Raw genomic sequence first — 19,929 nt, 5'->3', positions numbered from 1 at the left:
TATTTTTAATTAAATTTTTTAATTCATTATTAATGAAAGATCATCAAGTACAAGTTAGAGTTCGATACTCTGAAACAGACCAAATGGGAGTGGTTTACCACGGTAATTACATACCTTATTTTGAAATAGGAAGGGTGGAATGGCTTAGAAACAAAGGGGTTTCGTATAAAGTAATGGAAGAAAGCGGTATTGCATTGCCTATAGTTTCTATGAATATAAATTATAAAAAATCAGCTCGCTATGATGAGCTTTTAACGGTTCATACGGTTTTTAAAAGTCAGTCGTCTGTTAAGATAGAATTTGATTGCGCTATCTATAATGAGCAGGATGAGTTATTAACAACTGCCCAATTTATCTTGGTTTTTGTGTCCTTAAAAACAGGTCGTCCAGTGGCTCCGCCAGATTATATTTTAGAATTGCTAAAAGCGATGGAATAAAATAAAAAAGATGCAGTTTTTTGTGAATTTAAACACGAATAATTTTGATTTCAAAAATGGAATTAAAAATGTCGAATATCATTTCGGCATTTTTTTTTCGTGTTTTTATTTCAATAATGCCTTCGGGTTGTTGTGTCAAACTATTAATTTCCATAGTTTGTGTCACGATATCTAATTTTTTTTCTTTCACCACGCGCATGATTTTATTCATGAATTGGTAATCAAACATGATTTTAAAATGAATGTCAATTGTTTTTTCGATAATCTCGCATTCTGATAAGGCCATTTGCGCTGCCGTTTTGTAGGCAGATATTAATCCACCAACACCTAGTTTTACACCGCCAAAGATGCGCACCACTACAACAAGGATATTTGTGACACCAAAGGATAGTATTTGCCCGTAAATTGGCATTCCAGCGCTGTTGCTTGGTTCTCCATCATCGTTTGCTCTATAGGTATAAGTTGAAGTCCCTTTTTGATACGCATAGCAAAAATGTCCTGCGTTTGGGTGAAGTTTGCGTAAACTTTCAAGTATGGTTTTTACATTTTCTTCACTGCTTGCGGGGAATGCATAGCCAAAAAACTTGCTGTTCTTTTCTTTGAATAGAATTTCACCAGAAGGCGTGTCAATGGTTTTATAGGTGTCTTTCACAATTAATTTAAAATCTTATGGTATTTTAGAATTTGCTAAAGCGTTAGAAATTTATTTTTTCGAATAAATCAACAACGTCTTCCGTATCAACTTGTAAATTCCAAACCTGTAAGCCAGTTTTTAATGCTGCATCTGTGTTTTCTTTTTTATCATCAACAAATAGGGTATTGGTTGGAATTAAATGGTGTGATTCTATAAGATGCTTGTAAATTTCTAGATCGGGTTTGCGCATTCCAAGTTCAAAAGAGAAATATACTTTTTCAAAACATTTATAAAAAGTGCTGTAAAACGCCTCCCCGCTTTGTTTTTCAAATTGCTCTATGTGAATAGCATCCGTATTAGACAATAAAAACAAACGGTATTTTTTTGACAATAAAACTAAGAAATCCAATCGATGTTGTGGAAAATCAATCAGAATGGCATTCCATGCTTTCAAAATCTCAGTTTGGTTAGCCTGTGGAATTTGTTTTTGTAAGCCATCTAAAAATTCTTGACGGGATATTTTTCCAGTTTCAAAAGCGACGTTTAATGCATCCAAGGTGCTATTCCATTGTTGTAAGCCTAATTCTTTGAAAGCTTTAGGAGTGGCTTGCTTGTCTAAATTGATGAAGATATCTCCAAAATCAAATATAATAGTATCAATCATGATTTTTGATCAAAATTAGTTCGTCTGTTAAAATGTGCTTTTTTTGCACTATAGTTTTATTTATTTGTGGAGCTTTGATTCCGTTAAGAAGAGGTTTCTCTCCAATGAAAACTCTTGCTTCATCCCAAAGTTGTGCCTCTATAAAAGTTTGCAAAGTCCTTTGTCCGCCCTCAATAATAACCGATTGAATATCCATTTCATAAAGCGTTTGGACAATTTGAGGAGCGATATTTTCTTTGAAATCGATGGTTTTTTCAATTATGTGAGCTGGAGTTTCTTTATTTTTTGCACTTGAAAAAACAATCGTTTGAGCTTGATTGTCAAAAATGGCACTTTTATTTGAGACTCTATTGTTTTGGTCTAAGATCAGTCTAATAGGGTTTTTTCCATACCAGTCGCGTGCATTAAGTGTAGGATTGTCATCAATAACGGTTTGAGTTCCCACCAGTATAGCTTGTTCCTCGGTACGCCATTTGTGAGCCAGTTGTCTAGAATAGGGATTAGTAATCCAAACGGGTTTTTGTTCAAAACGTTCTTTTGGAGCAATAAAACCATCTTGACTTTCGGCCCATTTCAAGATGATATAAGGTCTCTTTTTTTCGTGAAAAGTAAAAAAACGTTTGTTGAGTTCCAGACAATCTTTTTCTAGTACACCTACTTTAACGTTAATGCCTGCCTCAAGAAGTTTTTTTATACCATTTCCAGCTACTTTTATGTTAGGATCTATGGTTCCTATAACTACATTCGGTATTTTATGTTTGATGATCAAGTCACAGCACGGAGGTGTTTTACCAAAGTGGCTACAAGGTTCTAAGCTCACATAAATTGTGGCGTTTTTTAATAATGACGTATCTCGTACAGATTGTATTGCATTCACCTCGGCATGGGGTTCTCCTGCTTTTTTATGCCAACCTTCACCTATAATGACATTGTTATGTACAATCACACTTCCCACAAGTGGGTTAGGATAGGTTGTGCCAAGTCCGTTTTGGGCCAGCTGTATGCAGCGGTTGATGTATTTTTCATGTATATTCACGGTGCAAAAGTAATACTTTTTGAGCTTTTCATTTTGTTAAAATGTTTTACGTCTTTATAGCAAAGTATTTCTATTTTTGCATCAATAACCTGATTTTTTAAATATGGAAAATTACAGCATAAGAAAAATAAATAAAGAAGATAATGCAGCAGTGGCTCAATTGATTCGCTCTGTTTTTGACGAAATGGATATTCCAAAAGTAGGTACAGCTTACGAAGATCCGTATTTGGATTTGATGTATGAGGAGTACAGCAAGCCAAGATCTGTGTATTATGTTGTAGAGCATAATGATAGGATTGTAGGCGCGGCTGGAATTGCGCCACTGGCTAATGAAGCGGTTTCTATATGTGAATTACAAAAAATGTATTTTTTACCTGAAACTCGTGGAATGGGAATTGGAACTGAGATGATGGAAGTATGTTTGCAAAGTGCTCGAAATTTTGGATACGAAAAATGCTATCTAGAAACGATGCCTTTTATGCATGGTGCTCAAAAATTATATAAAAAAACAGGTTTTGAAAACATTGATGGGCCTATGGGTTCTACTGGTCACAGCAGTTGTCCGGTATGGATGTTGAAGGATTTGTAAAATAAATTATGGTGGTGATTTACCCTAAAACTTTCCCTCACACATGAAAATTAAAGAATATAGAACGCAATTCATACAAGATTTAACTGCTCTTTATGGTGAAGATGAGGCTGAAAGTTTTTTTTATTTGATTTTAGAAAATCAACAGCAGCTCAAACGGATTGATCTTGCACTGCAACCCGATTTAGTTTTTTCAAGTGCAGCACTTCAAGTTTGGGATCAATTTTTAATGCAACTGAAAAACGAAATCCCGGTACAATATGCCCTTGGGGTAACTAGTTTTTATGGATTGGATTTTGAGGTTAATACTAACGTTTTAATTCCAAGGCCCGAAACGGAAGAATTGGTTGATTGGATTCTTAACAATTTACAATCTACAGGTAATAATCAAAAAGTAAAGATTCTTGACATCGGAACGGGTAGTGGTTGCATTGCTATTTCTCTAGCAAAAAATCTAGGAAATGCGCAAGTTTTTGCTTTAGATGTATCTGAAGAGGCATTGGCGACAGCTGAGAAAAATGCTCAAAAAAATCAAGTTAGCATTACGTTTCTGCATCAAAATATTCTTGAAACAAATGATTTATTACAACAATTTGATGTCATTGTTTCAAATCCTCCGTATGTACGCAATTTAGAAAAGCAAGAAATTAAAAATAACGTATTACATCATGAACCGCATTTGGCACTTTTTGTTGAAGATTCAGATGCTTTGATTTTTTATAGAAAGATAGCCGAATTGGCTCAAACAAGTCTCTCTAATAATGGATTTCTTTATTTTGAAATTAATCAGTATTTAGGTAAGGAAACGGTGGATTTACTTGAAAACTTGAATTTTAAAAATATCGAATTAAGAAAAGATATCTACGGGAATGACAGAATGATACAGTGTAATTACAGTAAACTAGACTAGGGAAAAAAACAGTTTCTTGTTACCAAAAACAAACTACTGGGCACTTCGCGTGAGGGGTAGCAGCACGTTACCATGTAACGCGTATAACCCGACCCTATAAAGAAAAGGGGCAACAATCCAGTATGATTTGTTGCCCCTTTTCTTTATAGGGTCACGCCCTAATTTTACAATGAAATGTCTATTATTCGTAACGCAATGCCTCAATAGGATCTAAAACAGCAGCTTTAATGGCTGGATATAAACCAGACGCAATAGCTACTATAAAACTGGTGATAAAAGCTGCCATTATTGCGCCCCAAGGGATTACAAAAGCAAAATCCATGGCAGTTGCTATACCAAAACCAATTAAGATACCAAAAATAATTCCTACTAAGCCACCCATTTGTCCTATGAGCAGGGTTTCAATGAAGAATTGAATGGCGATGGTTGTTTTTTTGGCTCCAAGTGCTTTTCGAACCCCAATTTCTCGAGTTCGCTCTGTTACCGATACAATCATAATGTTCATCAATGCAATAGATGAACCTAAAACGGTAATAATCCCAATAAGCCATGATGCCCATCCTAGATATTGTGTAATTCCTAGAATTCTATTAATTAAATCATCACTTCGTACAATCCCAAAATTATTATCTTTTATAGGACTAAGTTTTCTAACCCTACGCATTACGCTTGTTGCGTTGTCTAGCGCTTGCTCTAGTAACTCCTTTTTATTAACCATTACGCTCACGGTATAATTAATGTTAGGTGCTGTAAATAGGGAACGTGCTACTTGGATAGGTATTAATATTCTTAAATCTTGACTATTGCCAAAAGTGGAACCTTTTTCTTTTAACACTCCAATAACTCTAAATTTTGCGCCACGTATGGAGACTACTTTATCTATAGGATTGATGTCTTTGAAAAGTCCTTTTTCAAAATCAGAACCTACTATGCATACATAAGCATTATTATCAACATCAAAACGGGTAAAATTTCTACCAGAACTGGTTTCAAGACCTGAATTGGTCATGAAATACTCATCAACACCTACAACAGAGTTTTCAGGATCTGTTTTAGTCGATTCATATTTTACTTCGGCTCCTGCCGTTGCGGTAAAGGAAAGTGAAGTTTCGGTTAAGGGGTAGTTGTATTTGTTTTTGAAAGCCACCGCTTCGGGATATGAAATAATAGGATTGATTATTTCACGTTCATCTCGCCCCTGTCTTCTTACGGTATTTTCATATTGCTTAATATTAAAGGTGTTGGCACCCATTGAAGCAAAATCAGAGGAAATAGTATTCTCCAGCGCAGATACAACCGTAAGAATACTCACTAAAGCCGTGATTCCTATGGCGATAATCATCACCGTAAGAACCGTTCGCAACAATTGCGTTCTGATTGAACCAGAAGCAATTCGAACATTTTCTTTAAATAATTTTAACATCATACCCATTTGACACGAATTTACATTTTTTGTTACAAAATTTACAAGCAAAAAAAATATTTTCATGGAGTGTTTAATTTTTTTAGAGCTGTTTCCGGCTTTTGCTACAATACCGCACTCCAAATTCTTTATTTTCTTTCTACCTTAAAGGAGCTTCCGCTGGTCGCTCTTTAAGTCAGGAAAACATAAGAATTTGTAGTGCTATATTTCCACGATAATCCGGGCTAAACAAGCAGTAATAAAATGTGGCATTTTGTAAACAGAATAATTTTAAAAATAAGATATTTGCAACCAGAAAAAGATTGCCTAGTAAGGCATAATAATAAGGACAGCAAAAACAGATTCATGGCATCAAAACCTAGCATACCAAAAGGAACCCGAGATTTTTCGCCAGCAGATGTGGCCAAAAGAAATTATATCATTCAAATCATTAAAAGCAATTTCGAAAAATTTGGCTTTCAACCTATAGAAACACCATCGTTTGAAAACTCTGAAACCTTAATGGGTAAATACGGAGAAGAAGGCGATCGATTGATTTTTAAAATATTAAACTCTGGAGACTATCTTTCTAAAGCCAACGAAAGTCATCTGGAAAGTAAAGACAGTACCAAATTAACGTCAAGCATATCAGAGAAAGCCTTGCGTTATGATTTGACGGTACCTTTTGCACGCTACGTGGTGCAACATCAAAACGATATTGAATTTCCGTTTAAGCGCTATCAAATTCAACCCGTTTGGAGAGCTGATCGACCTCAAAAAGGACGTTTTAGAGAGTTTTATCAATGTGACGCCGATGTAGTTGGGTCAAAATCTTTGTGGCAAGAAGTAGAGTTGGTTCAATTGTATGACACCGTTTTTACAGCATTAGGATTGCAAGGCGTTACCATCAAAATCAATAATAGAAAAATTTTATCTGGAATTGCAGCCGTAATAGGAGCCTCTGACAAGCTAATAGATTTCACAGTAGCTCTTGATAAATTAGACAAAATAGGCGAGGACGGAGTCAAGAAAGAAATGATAGAAAAAGGAATTCCTGAGGAAGCACTGTCAAAAGTTCAGCCTCTATTTAATTTCACAGGTTCTATCACTGAGAAAATAGAGAAACTTTCTGTTTTATTACAAGACTCAGAAGAAGGTATGAAAGGTGTGGAGGAATTGCATTTTATTTGTGAAACGGTTTCAAAACTAGGGCTTTCAACAGCTGTTTTAGATCTAGATGTTACATTAGCTAGAGGTTTAAATTATTACACTGGAGCTATTTTTGAAGTGGCACCACCCAAAACTGTTGCCATGGGATCCATCGGTGGCGGAGGACGTTATGATGATTTAACGGGTATTTTTGGTTTGAAAAACATGAGTGGAGTGGGAATATCTTTCGGTCTTGACCGCATTTATTTGGTGTTAGAAGAACTAAAGTTGTTTCCAGAAACAATAGCAGCAACATCTAAAGCTTTATTTATCAATTACGGAAATAACGAAGCCTTTTATGCCATGCAAGCTATAAAGAAACTTAGAGAATCTGGAATTAAAGTAGAGTTATATCCAGATAATGTAAAAGTGGCAAAGCAGTTTCAGCATGCTGACAAGCGTGGAATACCTTTTGCAATTATTGCAGGAGAACAAGAATTAGAATCTAAAACATTTGCTCTTAAAAATTTACTTTCAGGAGAACAGCAGGTTCTCGATTTAGAAGGTTTGAAAAATTATCTCTTACAGAATTAAAAAAAAAAGCTTCGTTGAAAAACGAAGCTTTTTTTATATAACGTAAATGTGAATTAATAATTTGTCATTCTATTTCATGCGAAATGAATAAAACCATTTACAAATATAACAATAATGTAATATGATAATCTTAAAAAAAACCTAAATTTTAAATAAAGCGTTGGTAAAAATTGTTAAGAAATTTATTTTTTTATTCAGTTTAAAGGAATTCAAGTTGGTTGTACGTGAGCCATTTTTGGTAAAATCCCCCCTTTTTGATAAGCATAAATAATATTAAGTGTGACAATTTGACATTTTAAGAGAATTGGCAGTACTTTTGCAATTCAAAAAAAGATTAAAATGAAGTTTAAGAATATTTTTAAAAATAAGAGCACTATGACCACTGAAAATACAGAAATCGATCAAGAATTACAGGATGCAACATTAGAAAATAATGTTAATGAAGAGCAGGTTATTGTTGAGGAATTAAGCGTGGAAGAACAATTAACACAAGATTTAGCAAAAGAAAAAGATAAATACCTAAGGTTGTTCGCAGAGTTTGAGAATTACAAAAGAAGAACAACTAAGGAACGTATTGAGCTGTTTAAAACAGCAAATCAAGAAGTCTTACTTGCTATGTTACCAGTGCTAGACGATTTTGATAGAGCTATTATTGAGATTAACAAATCAGAGGATGAATTGCTTACTAAAGGTGTTGAACTTATCCATGAAAAACTAAAAAATACTTTAGTGGCTAAAGGATTAGAGCAAGTTGAGGTTACAGCAGGTGACGCATTTAATGCTGATTTTGCCGAAGCAATTACGCAAATTCCTGCGCCATCAGACAGTATGAAAGGTAAAATTGTGGATGTGCTAGAAAAAGGATACAAACTTGGAGACAAGATTATCCGTTTTCCAAAAGTGGTAATAGGTCAATAATACAACTGCGATGCTGGTTGAAAGTGTCATTTTAAGTATAAATGTGGAGTATTAGCTTTTTAAGATAATACTAAAATACATTCGCACTAAATAAAAAATACAGATGAAAAAAGATTTTTACGAAATATTAGGCATTACTAAAAGTGCAACTGCTGCAGAAATAAAAAAAGCATACAGACAAAGTGCCTTGCAACATCACCCTGATAAAAATCCTGGCGATAAAGCTGCTGAAGAGAAATTTAAGTTAGCTGCAGAAGCTTATGAGGTATTGAGTGATCCACAAAAAAAGGCAAAATACGATCAGTATGGTCATCAAGCATTTGATGGTTCAGGCGGTTTTGGCGGAGGCGGTCACGGCGGCATGAATATGGATGATATTTTCAGTCAGTTTGGAGATATTTTTGGAGGTGGTTTTGGAGGTTTTGGCGGCGGCGGTGGCGGCGGAGTTCGTCGTGCTAAAGGAAGTAACCTACGTATAAAAGTGAAACTTACTCTTGAAGAAATTGCAAACGGTGTTGAAAAGAAAGTTAAAGTAAAAAGAAAAGTTCAAGCCCCAGGCGTTTCCTATAAAACTTGCTCTACTTGTAATGGTCAAGGTCAGGTCATGAGAGTTACGAACACTATTTTGGGTAGAATGCAATCTGCTACAACGTGTTCTTCTTGTAACGGTTCTGGTCAAATATTAGATAAAAAACCATCTGAAGCAGATTCACAAGGGATGATCCTTGAAGACGAAACGGTTTCAATTAAAATACCAGCCGGTGTAGTTGATGGTATGCAATTAAAAGTTTCTAATAAAGGAAACGATGCGCCAGGAAACAGTATTCCAGGTGACTTGATTGTTGCTATTGAGGAACTAGAACATGATTTCTTGAAACGTGAAGGTGAAAACTTGCACTATGATTTATACATCAGTTTTGCTGAAGCTGTTCTTGGAATTTCAAAAGATATTGAAGCCATAAACGGAAAAGTTAGAATCAAATTAGAAGAAGGTATTCAATCTGGTAAAATTTTAAGATTAAAAGGTAAAGGGATACCAAGTATCAATGGATATGGAAATGGAGATTTATTAGTTCATGTGAACGTATGGACTCCTAAAACATTGAACAAAGAACAAAAACAGTTTTTTGAGAAAAATCTAACCGACGATAATTTTATTCCAAATCCTGAGAAATCAGATAAGTCATTTTTTGAAAAAGTAAAAGACATGTTTTCGTAATTCAAAAATATTGATTTTATATTTATACATTCTTAAAAAACCCATCCTTATGCACAAGGATGGGTTTTTTGTGAAATACAATTTGTTATTTTGGTGTCAGCAAAAAGCATTTTATGCAAGGCTAAAAAATTAAGTTTTTGCCAAAATAAAATACTACTTATATCAAACTATTCTAAGTATTTTGATACTAATTATTTACTTTTACACCATTAAAATATAAGTATGAGTACTATTCTTGAAATCAATCAAGTTGTAAAACAATACGGCGATTATAAGGCACTTAATGCAGTATCGCTTAATATACCTAAAGGCAGTATTTACGGACTCTTGGGACCAAATGGAGCTGGTAAAACATCATTAATTCGAATTATCAATCAAATTACAATGCCTGATAGTGGCACTGTAATTTTTGATGGAGAAAAATTACAACCCAAGCATGTACAACACATAGGATATTTACCAGAGGAAAGAGGTTTGTACAACACTATGAAAGTAGGAGAGCAATGCCTGTACCTAGCGCAAATGAAAGGTCTTTCAAAGGCTGAGGCCAAAATACAACTGGAATATTGGTTTGATAGACTAGGTATTCAAGGCTGGTGGAACAAAAAGATTCAAGAACTTTCTAAAGGGATGGCTCAAAAAATCCAATTTGTTGTTTGTGTGTTGCATAAACCCAAATTACTCATTTTTGACGAACCTTTTTCAGGTTTTGACCCTGTGAATGCCATCATTATCAAAGACGAAATTCTAGCTCTGAGAGATCAGGGTGCTACAATAATTTTCTCTACCCACCGTATGGAAAGTGTGGAGGAAATGTGTGATCATATTGCATTGATTCACAAATCAAATAAATTAATTGAAGGCAAGTTAAACGATGTCAAAAGGCAATTTAAAACCAATACATTTGAAGTAGGCATACTTTCGGATAAGCCTGAAGCTTTAATGCAAGCGCTATCTCAAAACTTTAGCACAAATCCTGCCCAATTTAAATCGTTAAATAATGAGTTTAAATTAAACATTCAATTAGGGAATGCATCACCAAATGAGTTGCTCAACAGTTTAACTCCTTTTGGTCAAATCACACATTTTGTAGAAAAAATCCCGAGTGTGAATGATATTTTCATTCAAACCGTTAGCGGTTCTTAGCAAGACATGTGCACATTAAAAAATAAACTAAATAACCATTTTTTGATTCCTCTTTTTTGGGAATTTTGGACAAATCAAAACTAAAAAATGTCAATAATTACATTAATCATCAAGCGAGAGTTCATTACCAAGGTACGTAACAAGTCCTTTATTGTAATGACTTTTTTAAGTCCGTTGCTATTTGTAGCCATTGCAGTTTTTGTAGCGTACTTGAGCAGTATGAAACCAGATACAAAGCGCATTGCCATACATGATAAATCGGGATTGTTTGTACAAGAATTTTTAAATAAAAACAATAAAAAAGCTACGTATGACTACCAAGATTTAACGGCTCTTGATTTAAATTTTTTAAAAGATAGTATTAGTGCTGAGGCATACGAAGGAATTATTTATATCCCAAAAGTACAGGATACAAAACTGTTAGAAAATAAAATTCAATACATATCAAATGATAGTCCAGGCATTGCATTTATTGAAAACATGCAAGATATAGTGGCTAATAAGTTGACAAAGGCAAATTTAGAACAAGCTAAACTCGATACACTTGCCATCAAAAAAGCACAGGCAAAAGTTGTTATTAACATTACAAAAGCATCTGGAGAAGAGAGTCTTAAAGGCTTAAACGAAATTAAAATTGGAATAGGTGGAGCATTTGGTTATCTTATCATGATGTTTATTATCATTTATGGCAACATGGTCATGCGTAGCGTAATAGAGGAAAAAACAAGCCGAATAGTAGAAATTATTATCTCCTCTGTTAAACCATTTCAATTAATGATGGGAAAAATTATAGGTACAGCTCTGGCAGGATTGTTGCAATTTTTCATTTGGGCGTGTTTAGGGTTTATATTGCTTTTCTCAGTGTCACTATTTTTTGGAGTTAATATAGGACCTGTTTCTGGTGCTCAAGATGTACTTTCGGCACAGCCAGAAATGAGTAGTTCAGCCGCACTTTATATCAAGGAATTATGGAACTTGCCTATTGCAGGTATACTAGCGGGTTTTGTAGTTTATTTTATAGGAGGCTATTTGTTATACAGCTCTTTCTATGCCGCAATAGGAGCCGCAGTAGACAATCAAACCGACTCTCAACAGTTTTTAATGCCCATAATCATGCCGCTTATACTCAGCGTATATGTTGGTTTCTTTACCGTTATTAATGATCCACACGGTACAGTGGCAGTAGTTTTTTCAATGATTCCGCTTACTTCGCCCATAGTTATGCTCATGAGAATTCCCTTTGGCGTACCTTTGTGGCAAATAGCCATATCAATAACGTTACTTTTTGCTTCTTTTTTATCCGTAGTTTGGTTTGCTGGTAAAATTTATCGAATCGGGATTTTAATGTATGGTAAAAAACCAACATGGAAAGAATTGTATCGATGGTTGAAATAGTAAAATAATTTATAAAATGCTGTTCAAGAGTATTTTTTAGGAGCTATTTCCCGCTTTTCATTTCAATCTTTCCTGCTCTGCTAGCGCGCCGCAGTAAAGGATTTCCATTGCAATCGGGGCTAGAGAATCCCGTAAGAAAGTTGAATTTTGCAATAAAAATAATTTGGTGTTCATAAGCCAATCAAAAATAAAAATATGTCAAAAATACTTATCATTGAGGATGAGGCAGCCATTAGAAGAGTGCTCTCAAAAATCCTATCAGAAGAAAATGATAGCTACCAAGTAGAGGAGGCAGAGGATGGTGCAGTGGGTTTGGAAAAAATTAAAACCACCGATTATGACCTGGTTCTATGCGATATAAAAATGCCAAAAATGGATGGTGTTGAAGTGCTAGAAGCAGTCAAAAAAATCAAACCAGAAATCCCAATGGTTATGATATCCGGGCATGGTGACATGGAAACGGCTATAAATACTATGCGTTTAGGAGCTTTTGATTACATTTCTAAACCACCTGATTTAAACCGTTTATTGAATACGGTTCGAAATGCTTTGGACAAAAAACAACTCGTAGTTGAGAATAAAATCCTAAAGAAAAAAGTCAGCAAGAATTATGAAATGATTGGTGAGAGCGAGCCCATTAATCATATTAAAATCATGATTGATAAAGTAGCTCAAACCGAGGCACGAGTATTGATTACAGGTCCTAACGGTACCGGAAAAGAATTAGTCGCGCATCAGTTGCATGAAAAAAGCGAACGTGCAAACTTTCCTTTAATCGAAGTAAATTGTGCTGCAATCCCATCTGAATTGATTGAAAGCGAATTATTTGGTCATGTAAAAGGAGCTTTTACATCAGCAGTAAAAGATCGTGCAGGAAAATTTGAAGCGGCAGATAAAGGAACTATTTTCTTAGATGAAATTGGCGATATGAGCCTTTCGGCGCAAGCCAAAGTTTTACGAGCGCTACAAGAAAGTATGATTACCCGTGTGGGAGCAGATAAAGATATAAAAGTTGATGTAAGAGTTGTTGCTGCTACTAATAAGGATTTAAAAGTTGAAATTGCCGAAGGACGTTTTAGAGAGGATTTATACCACAGACTGGCTGTAATCCTTATAAAAGTACCAGCTCTTAATGACAGACGTGATGATATTCCATTGTTGATCAAGCATTTTGCTGATAAAATAGCTTCAGAGCAAGGAAATACGGTAAAGAAATTTTCGGCAGCGGCAATCAAATTGTTACAAGAATATGATTGGACGGGGAATATTAGGGAATTACGCAATGTTGTGGAACGCTTGATTATCCTTGGCGGAAGCGAGATTTCAGAGAATGATGTGAAGTTATTTGCATCAAAATAATTAAATAATTTAGAGGTTGAATCATTTAAAAATTAGTGAGCTAATCATTTAATTTTTAAATTTTTGAATCTTTCAATCTAAAAAGAATGAAATTAAAAAAAATAAACGAGACGCTGCAACAAAACTTAATTGACAACGGGTTCTTAGAGGCGAATGATATTCAGAAAGAGACCTTTGGGACTTTAAAAAGTGGTGCCGATGCAATTATTGTAGCACCAGCGGGCAGCGGAAAATCGACTACAATTGTGATCAATGTAATTCAACGCTTGGTTGGCTCTGTCGAAGAATCGCCACGTGCTTTAATCATCGTATCGGATAAGGAAAAAGTTGTCGAGATGGTAGCGCAATTTGAAAAATTGGCAAAATACACAGACCTAGAAATATATGGTGTGCATGACAAAGGCGATATGGATTATGACAAAAATTACATTTCAACCGGTATTGATGTTTTGATTGGGACGCCAAATAAATTGAGCGAAATGTTTTCATCGGCGGGCTACAACGTGAACCGATTGAAAATGTTTATTCTAGACGATGCTGATCCTATTTTGAAATTGCGTCACGAAACCAAAATCATGCGAATCTCGAATAGTATTGATAAAACCCAACGCATTATTTTCACCGAGCAGTTCTCAGAACGAATTGAAATCATGGCCGAGAGAATGTTAATTGAGCCTTTTGAATTTGATTTTTATGAAGACGAAGATGAGGATGAAGAGGACGAAGATGAAGAAAACGAGGAAGAAAATAATGATGTTAATTAATAAATAGAAATACAATGGGATTAATGAAAGTCTTTTCAGGAAGTGAAATTTTGGCGCAAGCCTTGCAAGAAAGATTAGAAACAGCGGGTGTTGAAACCTTAAAAAAGGACAACATTCAATCTTCACGTTTGGGAGGTTTTGGCGGTAGTGATTTAGCAGTAGAACTTTTTATTCAAGAAACTGATTTTGCAAAAGCCAATCCAGTTATTGAAGATTTTAGAATGAATATCTAAGCTAGTCTGTGACTGATTTTTTAGCTGTAAAATAAAAATTATGAAATACAAAATGCTTGTCCTAGACATGGACGATACCTTGTTGACGGATGATCATACCATTTCTCCAGAGAACAGAAAAATGATTGCTAGGGCGCAAGATTTAGGCGTTGAGGTAGTTTTAGCATCAGGTAGACCTACACCTGCCATGACGCAATTTGCTTATGAGCTGAAAAATAATTTCATGATTTCTTTTAATGGAGCAGTAGTCTCTGATTTGAATACTAGTGAAATTCTTTTTGAAAAATCTTTGACCAAAGAGCAAATTCATATACTCCATGAATACAGTTTAAAAAGTAATACCCACATTATTACTTATATAAACGATGTTATTATTAGCGAGACTCACTCAGAGTTTATTGAGGTAGAACGAAGCATAACAGGACTTGAACATCATTTAGTACCTGATTTTAAAGCTGCTGTTACCACTAATGCAGTAAAGTGTATCTTGCTTGAAGAACCTTCTTACTTAAAAGAAGTAGAAAAAGATTTAAAAAACGCTATGCCAGATTTAAGTGTTTCCATGTCAAAACCTTTTTTCTTAGAAGTAGCACCAAACGGAATTGATAAAGCAGCAAGTATCGCTTTTTTAGCTAAAAAATTAGCAATTGATCAAAGCGAAATCATTGCTGTGGGTAATGCAGGGAATGATTTATCAATGATTCAATATGCCGGACTTGGCGTGTGGGTAGATAATGTTACACCAGAGTTACGCATGTACGGCGATGAAATTGTAGCATCAAATAACGATCATGGCGTGGCCGAAGTTATTGAACGTTTTATTTTGAACATAAACTAATAAAAAAGCGATACATTTTTTTTAAATGTATCGCTGAAATAGTTTTATCGTTTTGTAGTTCTCTACAGTTTAGCTACTGATATAAAGTATTTATTTCCGTCTCCCATAGTTAGTTTGACGCGCTCGTCACAAATATCAATTGCATGAGTTTTACTTACATAACAATTGCATGAAGTATTCTTGTCTTTTGCCATTGGTGTATCACACTTGACATTTTTGAAAGTAGCTAGTTGTGGGTTGTATAATGAAACTAGATCTGTAGATGCTGTTACCAGTGAAATAATGCTTGCGCTGTTATCATTTGCAATGCGATACACTATTCTATCCGTGTAATTCACGCCATCAATAACAACTTTGCGTATGTAGGTGTACGCAATAGAGCTAGTTTCGGCTTCTTTTATTTCGAATTTAAAACCTAATGTTCTAATTTCTAAATCAAATTTTTGTTGTGAGTTGTAATTTGCCCAATTACTCAATGTAGTAACTGATGGGAATGTGTTGGTTTTTGGAGCAGGATTTTGACCATAACAGCCTAGAGCTGCTAAAAGAATGAAGTAGATTGTGGGGAAAAATGTTTTCATTGTAGTTATAAAATGTTGCCTACTCTAGTTGGTTTTCGGCTTACCCAGTTGTTAATCATTTGTTTTTGAGTAATTTAAAATATATTAAATTACAATGGAAAGATAGTGTATAAAATATCAATCTCAAAGTGTCATTCAATTATTGAGCTATTTTATAACATTTCTTAATTAAACAATTACTACAACGTATTTTAGGATGTGTTTAGTATTTCTTTTTTAGATAGCATTGCTTTTTATTTTGGTTTCAAAATTAGAACCATTTTAATAGCGAATGCACTTCTTTCAAAATCATAACAATCAATTAATAATTTCGATATATGGATTGCAATATCCTAACTATTGATTGCTAGCGATTTTTATTTTTAAAAATTTTAGCCTTTTTTTATTTTTTTCGAAGGAGGAGTAAGTACATTTTGGTGTAGGCTATTGTACTATTTTTTATAAACCATTAAGAAATTAAGGGATTTAAGATTTGTTCTTAATCTTAATTTTTTAATGGTTTTATTTTTAAAAAATTGTGCATGTTTTTTTGTCATTCCGACGAAGGAGGAATCTCAAGAAGCCTGGCGCTAAATGGGTATTTGTTTAATTGCTTTGCATGTCTAAAAATTATAGGATTTAATTTTGGTTTAAGTATACGCGTTGCAAACGCTACGATTTTCTGCTTTGAGAAAAATTGGCACTCGCTGCAAACGAGCGCCAGTGGGATAATTTAGGACTTTGAAAGTTCTTCCAATACTTTTTTCCCGTTTTCATTATTTGGATCTAGTTCTATGGATTTTTTATAGTTAACAAGGGCAAGTTTTTTATCTCCGTTTTTTAAATAGGCTTCTCCTAAACTGTCATATGCATTTCCTGATTTAGGAAACGCTTCAACATTTAGCTTAAAAACTTCTATCGCTTCTTTTACTTTTCCGGTTTGTAATAATTGATATCCTGCGCTGTTCATTTCATTTTCGTTGATAGCAAAAGTATTTGAATTTTTATTTTCTTTAAAGTACTGGATTCCAGATGCGATTCCTTTTTCCAGAATAACTTCTGCGAAAGCATTCGCTAATGATTTTTTAGGCAAACTATAAGGTTTATTGTAAAGGATATTTCTAATCGCTTTATTCATCTCGTTTAAGTTTGTACCGCCCGTATTATTTAATAAAACTACTAGATTTTTGTCAGCCGGTATCTGAGAGAATAAGGTGTTAAATCCATTTATTCCACCACCATGTTCAATAACTGTTATGCTTTCATTTTTTTCTTCGTTGAAAGCCTTGTTGACAAACCATCCGTAACCATAATGGCCCGGTCCTGCTGGGATATAGGAATTAAATAATAGTTCTTTATATTTTGTCGAAAGTAATTGTTCAGTGTAAAGTGCTTGATTCCATAGAAATAAATCGTCTACAGTAGAGTACAAAGAGCCGGCAGCGTAGGGGATTGACAAATCAAGATAACTAGCATTACTATAGTTTTTACCGTTTTTCTCATAACCAGAAGCTCTGTTTTTTAGAATCGTTTCGTGGTGATCGTATCCTGTATTATTCATTTTGAGTGGCGTAAGAATATTGTCTTGCAAAAACTGTTCATAGGTTTTGCCAGAAACTTTTTCTATAATGTAACCCAATAAAAAATAACCAGAATTGCTGTAGGCAAATTTTTCGCCAGGTATAAACTCCAGTGGTAGATCAGAGAATTTTTTCACAAAAACTTCCGGACTATACGGATTCATGCTTAAATCTTTCATGAAATTTGGAAACGAAGTGTAATTAGGAATTCCAGAGGTATGCGTCAGTAAATGATGAATAGTGATTTTATCGCCCAATGTTTTAGGATAATCAGGAAGATAGGTTGAGATAGGCGCATCCAACTTTAATTTTCCTTGCTCCACTAATTGAAGTATTAGCACAGCGGTAAACTGTTTGGTAACAGAACCCAAGCGGTGTTTTGTGTCTGGCTGATTCGGAATATTCCATTCCATGTTTGCCATTCCAAAACCCTTTTTATAAATAACTTTTCCAGCATCAGCGACAAGAATGGAGCCGTTAAATTGCTCATATTCTGAATATAAATTCATCAATTTATCAATTTGCTCTGTTTTGGTTTGCCCAAAGGAAATTGTTATTGTAATTAACTGGATGAATAGACCAATTAGGATTGTCTTTACTGCAAAATGCTTGGAACGTTGTTTCATAATGATTGTTGTTTTTAGTGATTGATGTTTTTTTGAACGAAATAAATAATAGTTTTTGTTTTTTGTGTCTTATTGTTGTGGACACGGATTGCAAATCTGCTCTATCGGGTTTTCTTCTTTAAGATTAGTAGGCATTCGTTGCGAATGAGCGCCGGTTGGATTATCTCATTCTAGCAATTCATCAGTTTCATTTGGTTTAGGATATGGAAAACCGGCTTTATCTAAAATTTCTAGTTTCCATTTGTTCTTCTCATTGTGCCATATTTTACTTCTGTGTCTCAAGGAAGCAACTTTTTCTCTGTAAGATTTTATAAGTTCCTTTTCAGTTTCTGTAATGTTTTTTTTAGGAGGTTGAGAGTCAATAAATTGTAATTCCTTCCAATTTTTTAATGTTTCTTCAACGCTTTCTCTATGTTTTTGCTTTTCCCATTCCCATTCAACTCCATTTCTTAGAAGCAAGTTACCAAGTAATTCTTCTCTAATTACAGAAAGAAATTTTTTAACTTTACCTCTGCTACCTTTTAGTTTTAGCGTCATCTGGTCATTAAGCCATTTGCCAACTTTAGTTGTTTGTGGTGGCACAGTTTTATAATTCACAGATTCACTATAATAATTTTCTAAATTGACTAAATTGTCTATCCATTCATCATCTTTTGGTCTGCTTCCCATATTAATAGCCTCCCATAAAAAGTTTATTGAATTCATTTTTTCCTCTTCATAATCTGTCCATTCAGGGGGATAATTACCTTTTCTTCTTTGTTTCTGAGTTGCACACCAAGTACCTAATTTATAATACTTGTTGGAGCTGTCTTTAAATTGTGGTACGTGAGTAAATTCACCCTCTGGATCGACCGTTTTTTTAAAAACTTTAAGTTGTTCAAATCGGTTGTCCCAATTCATTAATCTTTTTCGTTCTTTGCCTTCCCCAAATGGAAAATCAACTTCTAATAATCTCTCAAATATTTCCTCTGGTAATTCGTCATTTCTGAAATAATCGGTCATTCTCCGATACCAATTATAAAGTTCTCTATCGTCTGTCTGATTGCTTACAACACCGCTTGGGTTTAAAGTATTGACATAAGTTAAGTATCTCTCTATATATTCATCAAAAATTTCATATTCACGCTCCGAGAAATTAACATTTTTTGATTTTGATTCTGTTACTTCTTGTTCAAAACCTGAGTTGATATCGAATTCAGCAACAGTTAGTGTACCGCTTTCAATAGGATTTTCACCATCATTATTTATGTTTTCTTCTATGGAATTTCCTAATTTTTTTTGAGAGTAGATTAAATTATCCGCAACAAGTTTTTCAATTAATTCAGCTGTTAGTCTTGATAGTTTGTTTGATTTCAAATTAAGTAATTCAGAAAAATTATTTTTAATTTCACTGAGAAGTTTTTCACCTTGTTTATCTGTTTTAGTTCTGAAATCAATTTGAACGGAAGCTTCTATATTAGTTTTCATTCCTGAATTTGTAAGATTCGAAGAACCAATAATGACTCTTGTAAAAATAGGTCCTTCAAAAAGATATATTTTAGGATGATACGTAATATAATCTCTTTTATCATGAAATATATAGGTTTCAATATTCTCTTTCAATAAAAGTTCAAGAGCCTCCTTTGAAGTTCCCATATTATCAACACCAATAAAAAAACGTAATTGAGAATAATTTTTTGAAGCTATTTTTAAATTTTTTAGAATTGTTAATACTCCTGATATAGCAGTAAAAGCAACAAAACCGTTAAAACAATTATATTTTCTGTCAGCTAATGAAACTACAATTTGTTTTCCAACATTGAATTTGTTTTCTGTATTAAGTCCGTGTCCTAAAAATGTTGCTTTCATGTATCGTTTCATTCATTAAATTACACAC

At 34.1% G+C, this 19,929-nt stretch carries 19 protein-coding genes; 12 read left to right on the top strand and 7 right to left on the bottom strand.

Translation table 11 applies throughout. From position 1 onward, the window contains the following. Window positions 1–32 precede the first annotated feature (32 nt). Window positions 33–437, top strand: coding sequence for a thioesterase family protein (locus K5V07_RS11555; protein ID WP_182648674.1), 405 nt, complete (start codon window positions 33–35; stop codon window positions 435–437). 28 nt (window positions 438–465) lie between these two features. On the opposite strand, the gene K5V07_RS11550 is transcribed toward K5V07_RS11555, so the two are convergent. Genes K5V07_RS11550 through ribD form a run of 3 tightly spaced genes read right to left on the bottom strand, consistent with a single transcriptional unit; the run spans window position 466 to window position 2,771 of the window. Beyond that, on the bottom strand, window positions 466–1,092 hold the full coding sequence (locus tag K5V07_RS11550) for a YigZ family protein (protein ID WP_221918182.1): 627 nt from the start codon (window positions 1,090–1,092) through the stop codon (window positions 466–468). A 40-nt stretch (window positions 1,093–1,132) separates the two neighbouring features. After that, window positions 1,133–1,735: an HAD family phosphatase gene (locus K5V07_RS11545; protein ID WP_221917594.1), complete on the bottom strand. Its 603-nt coding sequence runs from the start codon at window positions 1,733–1,735 to the stop codon at window positions 1,133–1,135. After that, window positions 1,728–2,771, bottom strand: a complete 1,044-nt coding sequence (gene ribD / locus K5V07_RS11540) for a bifunctional diaminohydroxyphosphoribosylaminopyrimidine deaminase/5-amino-6-(5-phosphoribosylamino)uracil reductase RibD (protein ID WP_221917593.1) — start codon at window positions 2,769–2,771, stop codon at window positions 1,728–1,730. Before ribD ends, K5V07_RS11545 begins: the two co-directional genes overlap by 8 nt. A gap of 103 nt (window positions 2,772–2,874) precedes the next feature. Between ribD and K5V07_RS11535 the strand changes: the two genes are divergently transcribed. Continuing rightward, complete coding sequence (locus K5V07_RS11535) at window positions 2,875–3,360, top strand: GNAT family N-acetyltransferase (RefSeq protein ID WP_221917592.1); 486 nt, start codon at window positions 2,875–2,877, stop codon at window positions 3,358–3,360. 43 nt (window positions 3,361–3,403) lie between these two features. Then, a complete protein-coding gene (gene prmC, locus K5V07_RS11530) occupies window positions 3,404–4,270 on the top strand; it encodes a peptide chain release factor N(5)-glutamine methyltransferase (protein WP_221917591.1) in 867 nt (288 codons plus the stop codon). 181 nt (window positions 4,271–4,451) lie between these two features. Here prmC and K5V07_RS11525 read toward each other — a convergent pair whose 3' ends face one another. Further along, entirely contained in the window at window positions 4,452–5,696 is a 1,245-nt protein-coding gene (locus tag K5V07_RS11525; protein WP_182648705.1) for an ABC transporter permease, read from the bottom strand. A 342-nt stretch (window positions 5,697–6,038) separates the two neighbouring features. Between K5V07_RS11525 and hisS the strand changes: the two genes are divergently transcribed. From hisS to K5V07_RS11480, 9 genes are all read left to right on the top strand, one after another. After that, entirely contained in the window at window positions 6,039–7,415 is a 1,377-nt protein-coding gene (hisS, locus tag K5V07_RS11520; protein WP_221917590.1) for a histidine--tRNA ligase, read from the top strand. A gap of 339 nt (window positions 7,416–7,754) precedes the next feature. Further along, the gene (locus tag K5V07_RS11515; protein ID WP_221917589.1) at window positions 7,755–8,333 is read left to right on the top strand and encodes a nucleotide exchange factor GrpE; all 579 of its coding nucleotides are present in this window, start codon (window positions 7,755–7,757) and stop codon (window positions 8,331–8,333) included. 103 nt (window positions 8,334–8,436) lie between these two features. Next, on the top strand, window positions 8,437–9,552 hold the full coding sequence (gene dnaJ / locus K5V07_RS11510; RefSeq protein WP_182648662.1) for a molecular chaperone DnaJ: 1,116 nt from the start codon (window positions 8,437–8,439) through the stop codon (window positions 9,550–9,552). Between the two features lie 222 nt (window positions 9,553–9,774). Further along, window positions 9,775–10,698, top strand: coding sequence for an ABC transporter ATP-binding protein (locus K5V07_RS11505; protein ID WP_086453773.1), 924 nt, complete (start codon window positions 9,775–9,777; stop codon window positions 10,696–10,698). 87 nt (window positions 10,699–10,785) lie between these two features. Further along, complete coding sequence (locus tag K5V07_RS11500; RefSeq protein ID WP_221917588.1) at window positions 10,786–12,093, top strand: ABC transporter permease; 1,308 nt, start codon at window positions 10,786–10,788, stop codon at window positions 12,091–12,093. 195 nt (window positions 12,094–12,288) lie between these two features. Continuing rightward, window positions 12,289–13,452: a sigma-54 dependent transcriptional regulator gene (locus K5V07_RS11495; protein WP_086453771.1), complete on the top strand. Its 1,164-nt coding sequence runs from the start codon at window positions 12,289–12,291 to the stop codon at window positions 13,450–13,452. 86 nt (window positions 13,453–13,538) lie between these two features. Further along, on the top strand, window positions 13,539–14,216 hold the full coding sequence (locus tag K5V07_RS11490) for a DEAD/DEAH box helicase (protein WP_221917587.1): 678 nt from the start codon (window positions 13,539–13,541) through the stop codon (window positions 14,214–14,216). Between the two features lie 14 nt (window positions 14,217–14,230). Further along, a complete protein-coding gene (locus tag K5V07_RS11485) occupies window positions 14,231–14,449 on the top strand; it encodes a putative signal transducing protein (protein WP_086453769.1) in 219 nt (72 codons plus the stop codon). 40 nt (window positions 14,450–14,489) lie between these two features. Next, complete coding sequence (locus K5V07_RS11480; protein ID WP_221917586.1) at window positions 14,490–15,287, top strand: Cof-type HAD-IIB family hydrolase; 798 nt, start codon at window positions 14,490–14,492, stop codon at window positions 15,285–15,287. A gap of 62 nt (window positions 15,288–15,349) precedes the next feature. On the opposite strand, the gene K5V07_RS11475 is transcribed toward K5V07_RS11480, so the two are convergent. From K5V07_RS11475 to K5V07_RS11465, 3 genes are all read right to left on the bottom strand, one after another. Beyond that, entirely contained in the window at window positions 15,350–15,868 is a 519-nt protein-coding gene (locus K5V07_RS11475) for a hypothetical protein (RefSeq protein ID WP_244289507.1), read from the bottom strand. Window positions 15,869–16,580: 712 nt separating this feature from the next. After that, the gene (locus K5V07_RS11470; protein WP_221917585.1) at window positions 16,581–18,053 is read right to left on the bottom strand and encodes a serine hydrolase; all 1,473 of its coding nucleotides are present in this window, start codon (window positions 18,051–18,053) and stop codon (window positions 16,581–16,583) included. Window positions 18,054–18,218: 165 nt separating this feature from the next. Beyond that, window positions 18,219–19,901: a helicase associated domain-containing protein gene (locus K5V07_RS11465; RefSeq protein ID WP_221917584.1), complete on the bottom strand. Its 1,683-nt coding sequence runs from the start codon at window positions 19,899–19,901 to the stop codon at window positions 18,219–18,221. Window positions 19,902–19,929 lie beyond the last annotated feature (28 nt).

Origin of the sequence: Flavobacterium sp. CHNK8, assembly GCF_019774515.1 — a bacterium.
GTDB classification, from domain to species: domain Bacteria; phylum Bacteroidota; class Bacteroidia; order Flavobacteriales; family Flavobacteriaceae; genus Flavobacterium; species Flavobacterium tiangeerense.
Note: the sequence above shows the minus strand (reverse complement) of the source record. Positions and strands in the feature narration are given on the sequence as shown.

What these genes read in the sequence shown, in the direction of transcription:
- K5V07_RS11555 (WP_182648674.1), top strand. Translation starts at nt 33, where the DNA reads ATGAAAGATCATCAAGTACAAGTTAGAGTTCGATACTCTGAAACAGAC.
- K5V07_RS11545 (WP_221917594.1), bottom strand. Translation starts at nt 1,735, where the DNA reads ATGATTGATACTATTATATTTGATTTTGGAGATATCTTCATCAATTTA.
- K5V07_RS11535 (WP_221917592.1), top strand. Translation starts at nt 2,875, where the DNA reads ATGGAAAATTACAGCATAAGAAAAATAAATAAAGAAGATAATGCAGCA.
- prmC (WP_221917591.1), top strand. Translation starts at nt 3,404, where the DNA reads ATGAAAATTAAAGAATATAGAACGCAATTCATACAAGATTTAACTGCT.
- K5V07_RS11525 (WP_182648705.1), bottom strand. Translation starts at nt 5,696, where the DNA reads ATGATGTTAAAATTATTTAAAGAAAATGTTCGAATTGCTTCTGGTTCA.
- hisS (WP_221917590.1), top strand. Translation starts at nt 6,039, where the DNA reads ATGGCATCAAAACCTAGCATACCAAAAGGAACCCGAGATTTTTCGCCA.
- K5V07_RS11515 (WP_221917589.1), top strand. Translation starts at nt 7,755, where the DNA reads ATGAAGTTTAAGAATATTTTTAAAAATAAGAGCACTATGACCACTGAA.
- dnaJ (WP_182648662.1), top strand. Translation starts at nt 8,437, where the DNA reads ATGAAAAAAGATTTTTACGAAATATTAGGCATTACTAAAAGTGCAACT.
- K5V07_RS11505 (WP_086453773.1), top strand. Translation starts at nt 9,775, where the DNA reads ATGAGTACTATTCTTGAAATCAATCAAGTTGTAAAACAATACGGCGAT.
- K5V07_RS11500 (WP_221917588.1), top strand. Translation starts at nt 10,786, where the DNA reads ATGTCAATAATTACATTAATCATCAAGCGAGAGTTCATTACCAAGGTA.
- K5V07_RS11495 (WP_086453771.1), top strand. Translation starts at nt 12,289, where the DNA reads ATGTCAAAAATACTTATCATTGAGGATGAGGCAGCCATTAGAAGAGTG.
- K5V07_RS11490 (WP_221917587.1), top strand. Translation starts at nt 13,539, where the DNA reads ATGAAATTAAAAAAAATAAACGAGACGCTGCAACAAAACTTAATTGAC.
- K5V07_RS11485 (WP_086453769.1), top strand. Translation starts at nt 14,231, where the DNA reads ATGGGATTAATGAAAGTCTTTTCAGGAAGTGAAATTTTGGCGCAAGCC.
- K5V07_RS11480 (WP_221917586.1), top strand. Translation starts at nt 14,490, where the DNA reads ATGAAATACAAAATGCTTGTCCTAGACATGGACGATACCTTGTTGACG.
- K5V07_RS11475 (WP_244289507.1), bottom strand. Translation starts at nt 15,868, where the DNA reads ATGAAAACATTTTTCCCCACAATCTACTTCATTCTTTTAGCAGCTCTA.
- K5V07_RS11470 (WP_221917585.1), bottom strand. Translation starts at nt 18,053, where the DNA reads ATGAAACAACGTTCCAAGCATTTTGCAGTAAAGACAATCCTAATTGGT.
- K5V07_RS11465 (WP_221917584.1), bottom strand. Translation starts at nt 19,901, where the DNA reads ATGAAAGCAACATTTTTAGGACACGGACTTAATACAGAAAACAAATTC.